Raw genomic sequence first — 15949 nt, forward strand, 5'->3', positions numbered from 1 at the left:
CCACAGACATCCAATCTTCCTTCCCACAATCAATATTTTAGCATCTTCAGATTTTATAATCCTATTATTTTTTTATAAATCTGTTTTTATATTCTGTTCCGTCTGTGCTTCTGGAAACAATGATATAATTTCCGGGTACCAGACTGCTTACATCAATCGGCTGATTATATCTGTGGTCATTTTTCTTCAGAACAAGTTTCCCGGACATATCTATAATGATAACTTCTTTATAGATTTTATCAGATTCTTTCCCGATATAAAGGTGCTGCGCGGTAGGATTAGGATAAATTCTCAGATTATTATCTTTAATTTTTGTCTCTCCAGTTCCCAGATTGCTGCAGAATTCCCAATCTCCGAAAGTCACTTCAACAAAAGCAAACGGATCTAACATCTGGCACTGATCCGGACAATATTCCGTACATGCATAAAATCCGTATTTCCCCGAGCTTGTTGCAACATAAGTATCACCTACCACGCCAGCGATGATACAAGGATCTCCTGCTACCGGCGGATTGCTCCCTGGCACACATTTGAACCAGGTATGCTTGCCATACACTAAAGGAAATATATTGTCAAACTGTACAGAAGCTCCGTTGCAGACCTTCACTGTTCCCATATTTTCTTCATAGGTGCCCGGTGTATAAGTAGTCATCATTGCCGGCAGCCCATATACAAAGCCATCTGCAAATGCTGTAGGACTTTCCGCTGTACAGTCGCCTTGGGAAACAACTACCTTAAAATAATTCAGCTGGTCATTGCCACTAATGGTTAACTGTTGTGATGTCGCTCCCGGAATGGCTACCCATGGGTTGTTATTAGGGGTTTGCCAGGTCCATTCCTGTTTATACCACTGATAACTTGCGTAAGTCTGTGTCGTGGAAAGAACTTCATCTTCCGTATCACAGAATAAGATCGTTCCCGGATATTTTTGTCCGAGTCTCGCACTGGTAATTGTAGGCGTGCACTGTGCTTTTATATCCAAAATGGAGAATAATAAAACCACAAAAAAGATTAGTTTTGTTTTCATATATCAATTATTAAGTTTGGTGTTTTAAATTGGCTGCATTAATCCAGCAGCACTCTGATTCCGAATTTCATATTAAAATGAAGGGGCTTTTCTTTATAAATGGTATTCGGAGCATTCTCTTCTTTAAAGTGATATCCTATTCCCGGTTCTGCATAAATTCCAACCTTGTCAATGAGCTTCACCTGCAGGCCTGCTGCCGCATTAACAGAAAACTGGAAAGGTTTTGGCTCCAGACGTTCCTTTGAGGATTCCTTTATTTCATCATTCACAACATACGTTGTTGTAATATTTCCTGCTATCGGTTTTTCTACCAGGGCCCCGCCTGTAACATATCCTGTGAATCTTCCTTTTTGAATGACATTATAATTAACCTGTACCGGAATTCCCAGATAATGAACCGTCTGATCTCCTTTAATATAATTGTTGTCACTTCCGGAATGCAGTTCAGAAGACAGCTTGGTATAATTCAGTCCTGTTCCTATTCCCCATCTTTTCCCCAAATTATAGTATACAGAAAGGCCAAATGTAACCGGCACTTTATGTCTGATTCTTGCTTCTACCGGCTGACTTTGATTGGCCAGTAGTATAGCCGTAAGAGGATCATCATGATATTCGGAAGTCGTCCATACCTGCTCAACGTTCATCGCTTTTCCTGTGATTGAAGCATAGCCGGGAAACTGCTGTTCTGCAGAATTGGAAGCCATATTGCCTGTAAGCATACCCAGCATCCATGATTTTTTGTCTCTGGATTTTCTGGTATGATGGGTTGCATTTCCTGCATATACTTCTTTTATTTTTTCCTGCTTAAAAAGAACCTCATCATTTTTATTTTCCACAACCTGCTCTTTCGCTGTATCATCAACAGGAGATAATTTCTGAGCGATCTTACTTTCCTGCTGAAAAGATTCTGAAGCCGTTGGCAGTTTAATTATATCCTTTAGCTCATTTTTCCTTACGGGTTCAAAATATTTTCGGGTCTGTTCTTTCAACCAAGGTCCGGTATTCACTATATTTTCAGCTAATGGAGCTTCTGACACCGATGTCATTTCTTCTGCTGAAGCATGTTCGGCCCGTACAGGTTTTAAAGATTTTTTTTCTTTCTGCACGTTTGTCTGTCTCTGAGACAGCATTGTCTCTGTATCATTCTGTGGCCATAATTTTGTCAGCAAAAGCAGCAATGCAATAGCAGCAGCAATTCCTCCGATACGATAAAACAGGGATTTTTGCCCTCTGCCGGCTATCTTTTCTGCCTTTTCCGCTCCACCTTCATTCATTTCAGGAATAAATCCGGGAATACTGGTATTGTCTTCTCCCGAGAATAATTCATCTCTGATGTCATCCCACAATCCTTCCGGAACGTCCTCTTCATGGTCATCCATTCTGCTTCGCAGACTATTTAGCCATTCGTTATTCATACTGTGCTTTTTTTGACATTTTAAATTCTTTTATTTTCTGAACAAGCAGTCCTTTTGCACGGTGAAACTGTGATGCGGAAGAATTTTCTGCAATTCCCAGCAGCCCGGCAATTTCTTTATGGCTTTTTTTCTCAAATACAAACAGGTTAAAAACAGTCCGGTAGCCATCAGGAAGAGCTCTGATCATCATCATAATATCATCGCGGGGGATTTCTTCAAAATCCGGTTCTTCTTCATTAGGGATATCCGGAAGATCATTTACTTCAATTGCTGATTTAAAGTCACCTTTCTGTTTAATATGCTTCAAAGATTCATTGACTGTGATACGGGTCATCCAGGCTTTTAAAGAACCATTTCCTCTGTACTCAAAAGATTCTATCGAACGAAACATTTTTATAAAACTATTTTGAAGCACATCATGAACATCTTCTTTTTCTGCCAGATAACGGGAGCATACATAGGACAGATTTCCGGAATAAGCTCCAAAAAGCTCTTTCCAGGCAGCCTCTTCCTTTTTCAGAAGGTGCTTTACCAAAATCTGTTCTTTACTTTCTTCCATATGATGCAACTGCCTCCGTATCCACCGGGATGTTATAAAACTGTCAGGCAAAAATAGATTGCATCTTTTTAATAAAGCGCAATCTATTGATGTTACTATTATTTATTAATTTTTTATACAGAACGGGAAATTATAATCGATCACTTCATAAGGAGTAACCACTGTCCCGTCTACTGTAATTTTTTCTGCTGTGAGTGCATATCTAAGCGTTCTATCCATCCCTACATAATATCCTTTTTGCTTAGAAGCGAATTCCACAACCGTCTTTTTGTTGACTCCGTCTACCGGAATCTGAAGCTCCATTGTTTTTGGAGTAAGAGTAAGCTCTATCACATTATTTGCTGTATTGATCACTGCTGCATATTTAATATCATAGTTCACTTTTCCAAGTGATTTTATGGCAGTTTCAGCTTTTGCAGGATCCTTTACCACGGTTTTTACGATTTCACCTATTGGAAATTCGGCAAAAGAGATCGTATCTTTCTTTACTTTGAATTCTTTTATTCCTTCTCTTTTGGTAGTTCCTTGTACAATAATCATTTTTCCTTTATAGTTTCCTGGTAATTCTTCCATTTTTACAGGAGGAATGTCCGGTCCATCATTATCATTACATGAGAATAAGGTCAATCCTGCCAAAACCATTAAAACTGTTATAAAAAATCGGGGTACTGTCAATTTTTTCATTGCATTACATTTTCGTTAAACATTAATTATTTTCGAGTACTCATCTATATAAATCCTGTTTTCTGAAAATCTTGCATCCTTTTTTAGGAAAAAGAATAAAAAAAATTATAACCAATTGATTTTGTGTACATAAAATTTCATCTCTTCATTGCAAATTCCGTACCTGTTATATAATAGAGTTGTATTGATACGTCAAAACAGCAAAAAGGAAACTACATATATAGCTTCCTTTATTATTTTTTTAAGAAATATTCTACTGTACACCTCCGCCAAGTGCTCTGTAAAGATCAACCTCAGCATTTAATTTTTCAAGGGTAACATTGATGGTTTCCAGATCATTCTGAAGTTTATTATTCTGGGCAGTGATGACTTCCAGATAGGTTGCCATACCACTTTTATACAGTTTCAGTGCATCGTTGATTCCCTTGTCCAGAATTGCTGTTCTCTGTTCTAAAAGCTGCAGTCTTTCTGAAGAACCTTTAGACTTTGCCATAGCGTCGGAAACCTCTCCCACAGCAGTCATTACAGATTGTTTAAAATTGATGGCTGCTTTTTCCTGTTCAATCAAAGCTGTTTCATACGCTGTTTTCAATTCTTTTTTCTGGAAAACAGGCGCAGCAAGATTAGCAGCAACCGCTTTGGTAATAGATCCGGGAATATCAAACCATGAACTGAACTTATTGGAATTGACTCCTATTTGCGGGCTTAAACTGATACTCGGATACATGGCTGCTTTTGCCAGTCCGGTTTTTGAGTTGAGGTTAATTACGTTGAACTCTGCCATCTTCAGATCCGGTCTACGGCTCAGCAGTTGTGCCGGTAATCCTTCAGACAGTTTGTTTTCGGGAATCATTGTTTTAAGGGTTCCTTCTCTTTCTATCTTCGCCGGATATTCTCCGCAAAGGATACTCAATGCATTTTCCTGAATGGAAATATTCTGTTTTGCCAAAGGAATCAGCAGCTCAGCGGTTTTCTTCTGAGCTTCCGATTGCTGAACCGCCAATGAATTGATCTGTCCTGCTGTAAACTGAAGATTCATCATCCTGAGCGTGTTGTCGCTTAGTTCAATATTCTGTTCAGCAATTTTCAGCTGTTCATCAAGGCTGATAAGGTTGTAATATGCCTGCGCAACCTGAACGACAATCCTGCTTTTGATGGCATTTAAATTTTCCTTTTGTCCAAAATATTCTGCTGCTGCAGATTCTTTCTGCATTTTAGCTTTTCCCCAAATGTCAACTTCCCAGGAAAGTCTCAGTGCGGCACTGAAATCATCCATGTATTTTGTACCGACAAACTGTTCGTTCAGAGAGCCGTTAAGGGTATTTTTGGAAGCCCAGCTTCTGTTTGCTCCTGCAGTGAAATCCAGTGTTGGCATCAAACTAAGCTTAGCTTGCTTGTAGATCAGATCCAGCTGTTCTATATTTTTCAGGGCTACATTTACTTCATTGTTTCTTGAAAGGGCTTTATCTATTAAACCAATCAATTTTGGATCTTTGAAGAAAGTCTTCCATGGCAGGAGTACAGTATCTCCCGTTACCTGCACAGATTCTTTGTAGGTTTCAGGAATCTGAAGGTCTGTTCTTGTATATTTCTTCCCTACGGCACAAGACATCAGCAATGATGCCATTGCGCCTGAAATAAGGAAATTCTTTATATTAAATAGTGTCATTTGTCAATTGATTTTCTATCGTATTGTACTTCTTTTTGGTAGAGAACTTCTCATCCAGATACTGAAAGAACATGTAGAGTACAGGAATGACGAAAACTCCTAAAACCACTCCGCTCAACATTCCCATGGCTGCACTTGTACTGATGGATTTGTTTCCGGAAGCCATTCCTCCTGAAGAAACCATCAGTGGAACCATTCCCACAATAAAGGCTAATGAAGTCATGATAATAGGACGTAACCTCGCCTTTGCTCCTTCCAGTGCGGAGTCCAGAATCGAAAGACCTGCTTTTCGCCTTTGTATGGCAAATTCTACAATAAGGATCGCATTTTTGGCCAATAAACCAATAAGCATGATCAATCCTACCTGTACATAGATGTTGTTATCCAATCCGATGGCTTTTATTCCTAAAAATGCACCTACAATTCCTGTTGGGATGGAAAGCATTACCGCCAGAGGAAGAATATAACTTTCATATTGAGCTGCCAGTAGCAGATATACAAAAAGTAAACACAGTCCGAAGATGGCAATCGTCTGGTTACCTGCTGATTTTTCTTCCAAACTCAACCCTGTCCATTCGTAGCTGTAGTCAGATGGCAGTTTGCTTAAAGTCTGTTCCAGTTTACCCATCAATTCTCCATTACTTACGCCTGGTTTTGGAGATACGTTGATATTTAATGAATTGTAAAGGTTATATCGCTGAACGGATTCCGGACCGTAGACTTTTTTCAAAGTAATCAGCGTATTCACTGGTACCATATCTCCTTTTTCATTTTTTACAAAAATATCGTTGAAGGCCTGTTCATCCATTCTGAAAACACCGTCAGCTTTAATATTCACTCTATAGAACTTCCCGAATCTTGAAAAATTCTGAGACTGATCTCCTGAGAAATAGGTCTGAACAGTTCCCAACAGATTGGAAATGCTTACTCCCAACTGCTTTGCTTTATCTTCATTTACTTCAAGTTCCATCTGAGGATAATCTGCCCTGAACATGGTGTAGGCAAATGCTACTTCCGGAACCTGCATCAACTGACCGATAAGCTCATCTGCTTTGGCCTTAAGAGCCTGAGGATCTCTTCCCATACGGTCCTGCAGTACAATTTCGGCATCATTCGTCATTCCGTAACCTTCTACAGGAGGCATTCTGAAGGTCATTACACTTCCTTCTTTGATTACTCCCAATTTTGCATTTGCCATGTCTACCACTTCCTGAATATCCTGAACATCACCTCTTTCTTTTTTAGGTTTCAGCTTAACAAATCCCATAGCATAAGCAGGCCCTGCGCTGTTACTAAGCAGGTTGTAGCCTGTAATAGAAGTATTTTCCTGAACGGCTTCTACACCTTTTAAGATGTCATTGATTTTGTTGGAAACCTCTGTCGTTTTGGTCAATGCTGTTCCCGGAGGCATACTTAAAGTGTACATAAAGAATCCGTCGTCTTCCATTGGTACAAAACTTTTTGGCGTACTTGACATCAGCCAGCCTGCAACCCCGATAACGGCTATGATTAATCCTCCTGCAATCCATTTTCTTCCTATTAAAAATCTAACGCCTTTCGCATAACGATTGGTCATATTATTAAATCCTGCATTAAATGCCACAGCAAATCTTTGCCCGAATCCTTTTGGTTTTTTACCTTCTCCCGAGTGATTGTTTTTCAGAAACACGGCACACAAAGCCGGAGTTAATGTCAGTGCGTTAACCGCTGAAATAATAATGGCTATGGCCAATGTATACGCAAACTGCTTATAAAACAATCCTGCTGAACCGGACATAAATCCGATTGGGATAAATACCGCCGACATCACCAAAGTAATGGAGATAACCGCTCCTGTGATCTCGCTCATCGCTTTATGAGTTGCCTCTCTTCCGGAAAGGTCCGTTCCTTCCATATTACTGTGAACGGCTTCCACCACTACAATGGCATCATCCACCACAATACCGATGGCCAGTACAAGGGCAAAAAGGGTCAGTACGTTGATCGTAAATCCCAGGACCAGAAGGAAGAAGAAGGTACCGATAATCGCCACCGGAACCGCCACTGCCGGAATAATGGTAGATCTGAAATCCTGCAGGAATATAAATACCACAATAAATACAAGGATAAAAGCTTCTATAAGTGTTGATTTTACCTGTCCTGTAGCTTCATCCAATCTTTCTTTGGTACTCATTACCTTCGTATATTTGATACCAGGAGGGAATGATTTTGATAATTGGTCAAGAGCTTTGTTCACCCCAATTTCAATCTGGTTGGCGTTGGATCCTGTAGTCTGCATAATCGCTACAGTAACCGCATTTTTTCCATTGGAAAGGTTATCTCCGGTATTTGAAATCGCTCCGAATTCCACACGGGCAACATCTTTAAGCCTGATGATCTGACTTCCTATATTTTTAACAATAATATTTTCATATTGTTCCGGCTTGTTCTTTTTTCCTTTATAGCGGATTACATATTCTAAGGCTGCATCAGATTCCTCCCCAAGTTTTCCCGGAGCTGATTCCAAACTGTGGTCTGCGATCGCTCTGGAAACATCTGCCGGTTCAAGTCCGTAAGATGACATTTTCTGAGGGTTCAGCCATATTCTCATGGAATAATCTTTCAACCCGAAAACCATGGCCTGCCCTACTCCTTTTACTCTTTTAACCTGGGGAATAAGGTTGATATTCGCATAATTTTGAAGGAAAGTTTCATCATATTGTTTATTATCTTCCGTATAAATATTGAAAATCAATACCATACTGTTCTGCTGCTTGGAGGTGGTCAATCCCATTCTCACTACCTCCTGCGGTAGTATCGGGGTGGCCTGCTGTACTCTGTTTTGCACGTTTACGGCTGCCTGATCAGCATTCACTCCCTGTTTGAATATAATGGATATCGAGAATGTACCATCATTACTTGCTGTGGATTTCATGTATTCCATATCTTCCACTCCATTGATCTGCTCTTCCAGCGGTGTTACCACAGAACGGATCACGGTTTCACTGTTTCCTCCGGGATATGATCCTGAAACGGTAATCGTGGGCGGAGAGATGTCCGGAAATCTGGTCACCGCCAGCTGGTTTAATCCTATAATCCCTAAAATAACAATGATAAGGGATATTACCGTCGCCAGTACAGGACGGTCTATTATCTTTTTTAACATTTTTGAATTTTCTAAGAAAGGTTATACAACTATTTCAAAGGAACAGTGTGTGCCACCACCTGTGCTCCGTCTGTAAGGGCATCAATTCTGTTAATGGCAATCTTATCTCCTGCATTCACGCCTTCTTTGATAAAGTAATCCTGGGATGTACTTCCTGAAACGGTAATCTGTGTCATTTTCACTTTATCCTTACCATTCAGTTTATAAACAAAGAATCTGTCCTGAATATCTTTTACAGAGGTTTTCGGAAGTTTAATCACACCATTAAGGGCATTATGAATCATCACTCTGGCTGTTCCTCCGGCTCTTAATAATTTATCCGGATTCTGGAAAACAGCTTTCATCTGAATACTTCCGGTATTTCTGTCGAAGTTTCCGCTGGCATTTTCCAGTTTTCCTTTAAGAGAATAAGTGGAACCGTCTGCCAGGATAAGTTCTACATTTTCTGCTGTATTTCCTGATGCCGCAGCCTTGCTGTGTGCAATAAAATCAGCTTCGTTCATTGAAAAGTATACATTCACACTGTTGATGCTTGAAAGCGTGGTTAGTGGTGATGGATCAGACGGGCTGATAAGATTTCCTACTCTGTTCGGAATTCTGCCTATGTATCCGCTCACTGGCGCTTTGATATACGTAAAATTGGCGTTAATCTTTGAGGATCCCAATGATGACTGTGCCTGTGCAACCTGTGCTGATGCCGCTTTATAACTCGCCTGAGCGGTTTTCAGCTGCATATCGGAAACTACTTTTCCTTCTACAAGAGGTTTCAGTTTTTCTACTTCAAGTCTTGCTGATTCCTGTGCCGCCAGTGCTGATTTCAATGCTGCTTCATTGGTATTGACCTGCTCATTGTACACAGATGGATTTATTCTGAAAAGGGTCTGTCCTTTGCTTACATACTGTCCTTCTTTGATATATACTGCCTCCAGATATCCTGTTACCTGTGCTTTGATATCCACATTATCCTGTCCTTCTATGCTTCCCGGATATCCTGTAGACACATCTGCATCTCCGGATTTTACCTGAATAAAATCTGTAGGCAACGCCTGCTGCATCTGCTGGGCATTCTCCTGGCCGCTCCCGGAACCGCATGAGTACAATATGGCTGCAGCTGTAAGTGAAAGTACCAGATATCCTTTTCTGTAATTCATAACATTGGTTTTTAAATTTTACAGAAGCAAAATAACTTCATCTTACAGTGATATTCATTCAGAAGTTGGGTGAAGTGTCATTAATCGCAGATGAAACGTATGATAGGAAAAATGAAAAGAAAACCGCTATTTTCCTTTGTAATTATGACAAAAAAGAGATTTTTATGGGGAAATAAGAGTGAAACCATTAAGGATAAACATATGGATTTCACAAGTAAAACGAAAAAGAGGATGTCTCAAAAATGTCATTCTGAACACGGACTGAAAGTCTGCAAACGAAGTTCATAAATGTAGTGAAGAATCTCATGTATTGGGATATTGATGAGATTCTTCCTTCGTCAGAATGACATAGGTCAAATTATTTGATTTTTAAGACAGCTTTCTCTGTATTTTTTTTAGAATTAATAATCCATCCAGGATTTGAAAACGGAAGCTTTTTCCCGGCTTACAATCACTTCCATATCAGGCTGTTTCCTTAGTTCGAGCTTTAGTTTTCCATTAAAATGATTTAAAATCTGCTTAACGGAATTGATGTGGATGATAAATTGTCTGTTAGCGCGGAAAAAGAATTTGGGATCCAGCTGTTTTTCAAGCTCTTCCAGGGTTTGCGGAACATTCTCCACCACTCCGGTATTCAGCATGGCTTTGCTGATTCCCAATTCGGTATAAAAATAGAGGATATCTTCTGCCAGCACGGTCTTATATCCATCTCTATGGGCAATGAGAAAACGTTTTCTGTAATCTTTCGGCTGGATATAATTTAATAATCCTTCAATGGCTGTTCCTACTACCGGGACGGCTTCCATAAAGGTTTCATAGCGCTTTAATGCAGCATCCAGCTCTTCTTCTTCAATAGGTTTCAGGAGGTAATCTACACTATTGTATTTGAATGCCTGTACAGCATATTCATCGTATGCTGTTGTAAATATGACGGCACTTTTAACTTCATGCTTGTTAAATATTTCAAAGCTGAGGCCATCTGCAAGTCTTACATCCATCAGGATAACATCGGGAACCACATTATTTTCCAGCCAGTGTACTGTTGAGGTAATCGAGTCTTCCACAGACAGAATTTCGATATGGGGTCTTAACTTCAACAACAGTCTTTTTAACCTGTCTGCATTGGGTCTTTCGTCTTCAACGATTAAAACTTTATTAATCTTCATATCAATGGGAGTTTTACTATAAATTTATCTTCTGTTTTTTCAATCACAGGTTTAGGATATCCTAAGATTTCATATCGTGCAACGATATTGGTAAGCCCTACTCCTGAGGAATCCGGTTTGTTGATTAAAGGCAGAAATGTGTTGGAGACTACCAGCTCTCCTTCAGGGTTTGTATAAACGTGAATTTCCAGAGGGTTTACTTTGGATGTCTGATTATGCTTGATAGCATTTTCAACCAGCAACTGTAAAGACAGCGGAAGGGTAAATCTGGATCTGTACTCTTCCTGAATATCTATTTTGAATATAACGCCTTCCCCAATTCTTTTTTCAATCAAAAAGATATAGGATTCTAAAAATTTGAGTTCCTCTTCTACGGCGATAATGTCTTTTTTGGAATTCACCAATAAGTATCTGTATACTCTCGCAAATTTCTCAGAATAATCATACCCCAACTGCTGATCTTCAAGGATAAGTTCTGACAACACACTTAAGTTATTGAAAATAAAATGCGGGTCTATCTGAAGCTTAAGTGCCTGAAGTTCTGCCGCCATTGCAGCCTGCTTGTGTTTTGATGCCCTCAGTTTGTGCTGGGCAGCTTCTACTGCTGTTTTTTTCCAGTTTTCCAATAAATAATCAACGGTATTAAAAGCACTGATAATCAATGATATGACAATATTAGTAGCGATCCATTGTCCCAGAAGTGTATATTCTTTACGAGAATCCATTTCAGGTAATGTAACTGAAGTGCCATCCACGATTGCATTAATAATAATCACAATCAAAACACTTCCCACGATCTGAAGCAAACACTGAATAAATAATCGCTTTACGGTCCTGTTTCTCCAGGGAAGCCACTTATTGAGCGTCCTGTCTATAAATATACTTACCTCAGAAATGATGATGGAAAAAAAGACAATCCATGTGGCGTCTTCCATAATCATTTTTAAAGGAGCATCTAGGTAGCCTTTCCAAACGGGATCAAAGGGATCAATAAGATAGGAAAAAACACAGAAAGTGACCACTGCTAACGCCCAGATCACCAGCCTTCTTTTCATGGTGGAAAGAATCTTCTTATTCCGTACTATTTTTTTCCTGATGGCAGAAATCCTGTTCATATCCGGGACTTTATGAATGTAAATATAGAAATAGATTTTATATGAATATCTTCTATTTTGGACGAGACCGCCAAAACAATACCTGAAACGTAAAATAGCAGAGTTAAAATGGATGTGACGGTTCATCACCTGAAAAAGACATTTCATCATCATTTTATGCAACATCACAGTATTTTTATAATGAGGGAATAGCTGTCTATCATAGTTTTGTGGTATTAAATCCGGTACAATGAAAACAATAATTGTCTGCACAGATTTTTCCCACGAAGCTGAAAACGCCACTCATTATGCAGCATCTATGGCTAAAGAAAACAAATACAGGATTGTGCTTTTCAATCTTCAATCCGTTTCCATCCATGCCCTGAATGCACAGGCTTCAGCTGATTTTTTCTACACTCAAACGCTTAAAAATCAGAAAAAAATGGAGGATAAGGCGGCGGAGCTTAAAAGATTATATACTGTCGAAACCCAGCATCATCTGGCTTCCGGCAATTTTATTGAAGAGCTTGAAAACTGTATGCAGATTCACGATTGTGATTTTATTGTGATGGGAATGGCTGAAAAAACTCTGGAACAAAAGCTTTTGGGAAACAGTGTAACAAGAGCTATCCACAGAATTAAAAAACCGATACTCATTATTCCCGCACATATAGAATATACAGGAATCAGAAAAATTCTTTTCGCTTATGATACGCACAAAAGCATGACCTGGTCTGCCATGAATGATATTTACCACTTTATTAATGAATTCAACGCTGAGATTGAGGTATTCAATGTAAGTGAAAGATTAGAAGATTTTGCTGAGGTTATTCATGATATTGACCTGAATTCCGGGTACGATCTGGATGATATTAAATACAGCTTTAAAATGATTCAGTCCATTGAAGTCATCAAAGCGATTGAGGAGGAAATAAAACTGACCAGTCCGGATCTTTTAACCATGATTCCTTATAAATACAATCTTGTAGAATCTCTTTTCCATCGAAGCAAAACAGCCATAATGGCCTATAAGAATAAATTACCATTACTATCAATTCCCTTAAACATAGATTAAGAATCAATAAAAATCTGTTCACATTTGAATTATCCTTTTTGCCTGTAAAGGCTAAATTTTACACTTAATCTTGTTTAACAGGACCGGGAATAGATTTCCGGTCCTGTTTTTATTTTTACAGATTTACTATTACTTTTCCTGCAACGCGGCTGGTCTCAACCTCCAGCTGTGCCAGTGCTATGTCTTCAAACGGGAAAGTTTTATAAACAAATGGTTTCAATGCTTCCTGCTTCAATAAGCCCGCAATTGCTTCTGCAGTTTCTTTTTTAGACTGTACCATCATAAACTCAATATTCACATTTTTCTGCCTGGCTCTCAATGCAATATCCTCAGGAATCTCAGGCGTCGGAAGTGTTATAATAATACCATTCTCTTTTACAATATCTACCGAATCCGACAAAGCTTTTCCCTGAAGGGTATCAATGACGATATCTGCATCCTGCACCTTTTCATAAAAGTTTTCCGTTGTATAATCAATATGTTCATCAGCCCCAAGCGACAAAACAAATTCTTTATTTTTACCGGATGATATACCGATAACATACGCTCCGAAATGCTTCGCAATCTGAACAGCAAAATGGCCGACACCACCTGAAGCGGCATGGACCAGAACCCTGCTTCCTTTTTTAATTCCGGCAACATCTACCAATGCCTGATATGCCGTTGAAGCAGCCATTGAGGCCGCGGCAGCCTGCTGATGGGTAATGTTTTGAGGCTTTAATGCCAGATGAGCCGCCGGGGCAGCCACATATTCTGCATAGGCATTTCCTTTTCCAAAAAAATTGACCATTCCGAAGACTTCATCTCCCGGTTTAAAATCAGTTACACTTTTCCCGGTTTCTACGACTTCTCCCGAGATATCCCATCCTAAAATAACGGGCCTCTTTTCTTCAAAAATCCAGTTCAGAACTCCTTCATATGCTCTGGACTTTACATCTACAGGATTAATGCTTACCGATACTACTTTTACCAATACTTCATCATTTCCTATGACAGGCTTATCTATTTCCGTAAATTGAAGATTTTCAACGCCTCCTGCTTCGTTTACAATAACAGCTTTCATTTTTTTTGATTTTAATTATCGGGCAAATGTAGTCTCATCATATCTTTGCAGCAAGTATGTACTTTTTGGTAATCTACATACTAAAAATATACTAATACTGATTATCAAACCATTGAAAAAATGTTAAAAATAAAAAAAGTTACCAATGAGCCATCCTGTCCTGTTGATTATGCCTTTAAACGGATTGGAGGAAAGTACAAAGGCCGTATTTTATGGTATCTTCATCTGAAGACAGTTATGCGGTATGGCGAACTTCGTAAAACCCTTTCTGATATTACTCCTAAAATGCTTACCCAGACTGTCCGGGAGCTGGAAGATGACGGGCTTATCCATAGAGAAGTGTATCACGAAGTTCCTCCTAAGGTAGAATATTCTTTAACGGAAAACGGCACCGAGCTCATTCCTTTTATTGATTATCTGCGGCTATGGGGTGAAAAGCAGATTGAAAAAGAGAGAATAAAAAGGTAAACCGTTTCCTTCAAAACCATGAATGTTCATCATGGTTTTAATTTTATTACTGAAGGAGTACCATTGGATATTTTTAATTAAAAAGAACAAACCTCATAATTCATATTCAACTGAATATCAAAAAGTCGTAAATTTAGTAAAGGATAAAAACAGTGTTTTCACCCTTTTTTATAGTTGTGCCGTTCGCTAATTTTGTTCCATAAAATTAAAACCATAAAAATGAAAACTTCCTTTTTTACTAAGATTTTAAGTCCCTTATGTGCAGCTCTTATTCTGGCATTTTGTCTGCTTAGCTGCACCGAACCTCCTAAAGAACCTGTAAGCAACAGTTATAAAAAGAAACTGATCAGCTACCGTGAAGGGCGAGTTCTTTTTGATGAATACACCAGAACCAATCATGAAATTCTCATGAAGTACAGAAACGGTGAACCCGATTCGAGATGGTACTGGTTTTCGCTTGAAGATATGGAAGGCTATATTAAATATGTAAAAGAAAATGCCAGAAAACAAAAATTAAAAAATCCAGGAATCAGGATCTACATGGGAAAATATCCAATGAATCATCCTAAAAACAGAATGGCAAAACCTGAATATGCAGGTTACCAAACTATATTTTTAGTACCTACTGCCCAAAAAAGAGAAAGAGAGAAGGTTATGGCCAGATCAGCCACCACCGAAGAAAACACAGACGTTACTTCAATAGAATCTATGAATATGACCAATCTGGCCCCGCCACCAAAAACGTTATCGGAAACAATGCCTTAAAAAACACAGCATTATGAACTGGAATATTGAAACAGGGAAACAGATATCGATGACCATTTCCATTGTAGTGATGATTCTAATGGTCATAAAATACAGAAAAACCGGAAAGGAGAATTTATTTTTTATCATAGGATATCTGTTGTTTTCCCTGATTGATATTTCCTGTTATTTCTATTTCAAGCTGACCAATCTGCCTACGGACATCTTCTATGTAATTGGTTTTTTAATGATTGTATTTTTTCTGTACTTACTGTATTATTACCAATTATTATATGTTCCGCTGCTCAAAAAGATACAGACCATCATCCTGGTTCTTTTTGTCCTCAATATTGTTGTGATGTTTTATACGGAAGATGATCTGCTTCATCATTTTTCTTTTAATATGCTCTATGCAGATATTCTTCTGTTGTTGTTTTCAATTATTTTGTTCCTGTATCAAACCTTTAATTCTGACAAAATATTAGAAATTAAAAACTATTTACCCTTCTGGATATCAGTATCTCTAATGATATTTTTTATCGGAAGCATTCCGATACTTTTTTTCAGAACTACTGTTTCAGAGACTATTTATTTTTTTATTTTATTTATGCTGAATCTGATCAGTAATGGCATACTCATATTGGGTTTAATCTGGAACAAACAGGAAAGAACAAGATAAATGCTTTGCA

General features: G+C 38.7%; 14 protein-coding genes. 4 read left to right on the forward strand and 10 right to left on the reverse strand.

Annotated elements, in window-relative coordinates; genetic code table 11:
• Positions 1–64: 64 nt before the first annotated feature.
• From JNG87_RS04510 to JNG87_RS04550, 9 genes are all read right to left on the reverse strand, one after another.
• A complete protein-coding gene (locus JNG87_RS04510) occupies positions 65–1027 on the reverse strand; it encodes a T9SS type A sorting domain-containing protein (RefSeq protein ID WP_202841981.1) in 963 nt (320 codons plus the stop codon).
• A 38-nt stretch (positions 1028–1065) separates the two neighbouring features.
• Complete coding sequence (locus tag JNG87_RS04515; RefSeq protein WP_202841982.1) at positions 1066–2442, reverse strand: porin family protein; 1377 nt, start codon at positions 2440–2442, stop codon at positions 1066–1068.
• Positions 2435–3001: an RNA polymerase sigma factor gene (locus JNG87_RS04520; RefSeq protein ID WP_202841984.1), complete on the reverse strand. Its 567-nt coding sequence runs from the start codon at positions 2999–3001 to the stop codon at positions 2435–2437. The genes JNG87_RS04515 and JNG87_RS04520 overlap by 8 nt, the downstream gene beginning before the upstream one ends.
• Positions 3002–3106: 105 nt before the next feature.
• Entirely contained in the window at positions 3107–3685 is a 579-nt protein-coding gene (locus JNG87_RS04525) for a DUF4840 domain-containing protein (RefSeq protein ID WP_202841987.1), read from the reverse strand.
• Between the two features lie 253 nt (positions 3686–3938).
• Positions 3939–5354 (reverse strand): efflux transporter outer membrane subunit, encoded by a 1416-nt coding sequence (locus JNG87_RS04530; RefSeq protein ID WP_202841988.1) that lies wholly within the window; start codon positions 5352–5354, stop codon positions 3939–3941.
• Complete coding sequence (locus tag JNG87_RS04535) at positions 5341–8499, reverse strand: efflux RND transporter permease subunit (protein ID WP_202841990.1); 3159 nt, start codon at positions 8497–8499, stop codon at positions 5341–5343. The genes JNG87_RS04530 and JNG87_RS04535 overlap by 14 nt, the downstream gene beginning before the upstream one ends.
• A 29-nt stretch (positions 8500–8528) precedes the next feature.
• Positions 8529–9650, reverse strand: a complete 1122-nt coding sequence (locus tag JNG87_RS04540; RefSeq protein ID WP_202841992.1) for an efflux RND transporter periplasmic adaptor subunit — start codon at positions 9648–9650, stop codon at positions 8529–8531.
• Between the two features lie 401 nt (positions 9651–10051).
• Positions 10052–10816: a LytR/AlgR family response regulator transcription factor gene (locus JNG87_RS04545; RefSeq protein WP_202841994.1), complete on the reverse strand. Its 765-nt coding sequence runs from the start codon at positions 10814–10816 to the stop codon at positions 10052–10054.
• Positions 10813–11931 carry a sensor histidine kinase gene (locus JNG87_RS04550; protein ID WP_202841995.1) on the reverse strand — a complete coding sequence of 373 codons (1119 nt, stop codon included), beginning with the start codon at positions 11929–11931 and terminating at the stop codon, positions 10813–10815. Before JNG87_RS04550 ends, JNG87_RS04545 begins: the two co-directional genes overlap by 4 nt.
• 229 nt (positions 11932–12160) lie before the next feature.
• Between JNG87_RS04550 and JNG87_RS04555 the strand changes: the two genes are divergently transcribed.
• Positions 12161–12985 carry a universal stress protein gene (locus JNG87_RS04555; protein WP_123278668.1) on the forward strand — a complete coding sequence of 275 codons (825 nt, stop codon included), beginning with the start codon at positions 12161–12163 and terminating at the stop codon, positions 12983–12985.
• A 115-nt stretch (positions 12986–13100) separates the two neighbouring features.
• On the opposite strand, the gene JNG87_RS04560 is transcribed toward JNG87_RS04555, so the two are convergent.
• The gene (locus JNG87_RS04560) at positions 13101–14048 is read right to left on the reverse strand and encodes an NADP-dependent oxidoreductase (protein WP_202841997.1); all 948 of its coding nucleotides are present in this window, start codon (positions 14046–14048) and stop codon (positions 13101–13103) included.
• A 120-nt stretch (positions 14049–14168) separates the two neighbouring features.
• On the opposite strand from JNG87_RS04560, the gene JNG87_RS04565 reads away from it, so the two are divergent.
• The 3 genes from JNG87_RS04565 to JNG87_RS04575 all read left to right on the forward strand — a co-directional run bounded on the left by JNG87_RS04565 (position 14169) and on the right by JNG87_RS04575 (position 15939).
• Complete coding sequence (locus JNG87_RS04565) at positions 14169–14516, forward strand: winged helix-turn-helix transcriptional regulator (RefSeq protein ID WP_238349670.1); 348 nt, start codon at positions 14169–14171, stop codon at positions 14514–14516.
• Between the two features lie 219 nt (positions 14517–14735).
• Entirely contained in the window at positions 14736–15281 is a 546-nt protein-coding gene (locus JNG87_RS04570) for a hypothetical protein (RefSeq protein ID WP_202841999.1), read from the forward strand.
• A 13-nt stretch (positions 15282–15294) separates the two neighbouring features.
• Complete coding sequence (locus JNG87_RS04575) at positions 15295–15939, forward strand: hypothetical protein (RefSeq protein WP_110009059.1); 645 nt, start codon at positions 15295–15297, stop codon at positions 15937–15939.
• Positions 15940–15949: the final 10 nt, after the last annotated feature.

It is taken from the genome of Chryseobacterium cucumeris (genome assembly GCF_016775705.1).
GTDB lineage: Bacteria > Bacteroidota > Bacteroidia > Flavobacteriales > Weeksellaceae > Chryseobacterium > Chryseobacterium cupriresistens.

Bases quoted from the DNA above. Each gene is read 5' to 3' on its own strand.
- JNG87_RS04510 (WP_202841981.1), bottom strand. From the start codon at position 1,027: ATGAAAACAAAACTAATCTTTTTTGTGGTTTTATTATTCTCCATTTTG.
- JNG87_RS04515 (WP_202841982.1), bottom strand. From the start codon at position 2,442: ATGAATAACGAATGGCTAAATAGTCTGCGAAGCAGAATGGATGACCAT.
- JNG87_RS04520 (WP_202841984.1), bottom strand. From the start codon at position 3,001: ATGGAAGAAAGTAAAGAACAGATTTTGGTAAAGCACCTTCTGAAAAAG.
- JNG87_RS04525 (WP_202841987.1), bottom strand. From the start codon at position 3,685: ATGAAAAAATTGACAGTACCCCGATTTTTTATAACAGTTTTAATGGTT.
- JNG87_RS04530 (WP_202841988.1), bottom strand. From the start codon at position 5,354: ATGACACTATTTAATATAAAGAATTTCCTTATTTCAGGCGCAATGGCA.
- JNG87_RS04535 (WP_202841990.1), bottom strand. From the start codon at position 8,499: ATGTTAAAAAAGATAATAGACCGTCCTGTACTGGCGACGGTAATATCC.
- JNG87_RS04540 (WP_202841992.1), bottom strand. From the start codon at position 9,650: ATGAATTACAGAAAAGGATATCTGGTACTTTCACTTACAGCTGCAGCC.
- JNG87_RS04545 (WP_202841994.1), bottom strand. From the start codon at position 10,816: ATGAAGATTAATAAAGTTTTAATCGTTGAAGACGAAAGACCCAATGCA.
- JNG87_RS04550 (WP_202841995.1), bottom strand. From the start codon at position 11,931: ATGAACAGGATTTCTGCCATCAGGAAAAAAATAGTACGGAATAAGAAG.
- JNG87_RS04555 (WP_123278668.1), top strand. From the start codon at position 12,161: ATGAAAACAATAATTGTCTGCACAGATTTTTCCCACGAAGCTGAAAAC.
- JNG87_RS04560 (WP_202841997.1), bottom strand. From the start codon at position 14,048: ATGAAAGCTGTTATTGTAAACGAAGCAGGAGGCGTTGAAAATCTTCAA.
- JNG87_RS04565 (WP_238349670.1), top strand. From the start codon at position 14,169: ATGTTAAAAATAAAAAAAGTTACCAATGAGCCATCCTGTCCTGTTGAT.
- JNG87_RS04570 (WP_202841999.1), top strand. From the start codon at position 14,736: ATGAAAACTTCCTTTTTTACTAAGATTTTAAGTCCCTTATGTGCAGCT.
- JNG87_RS04575 (WP_110009059.1), top strand. From the start codon at position 15,295: ATGAACTGGAATATTGAAACAGGGAAACAGATATCGATGACCATTTCC.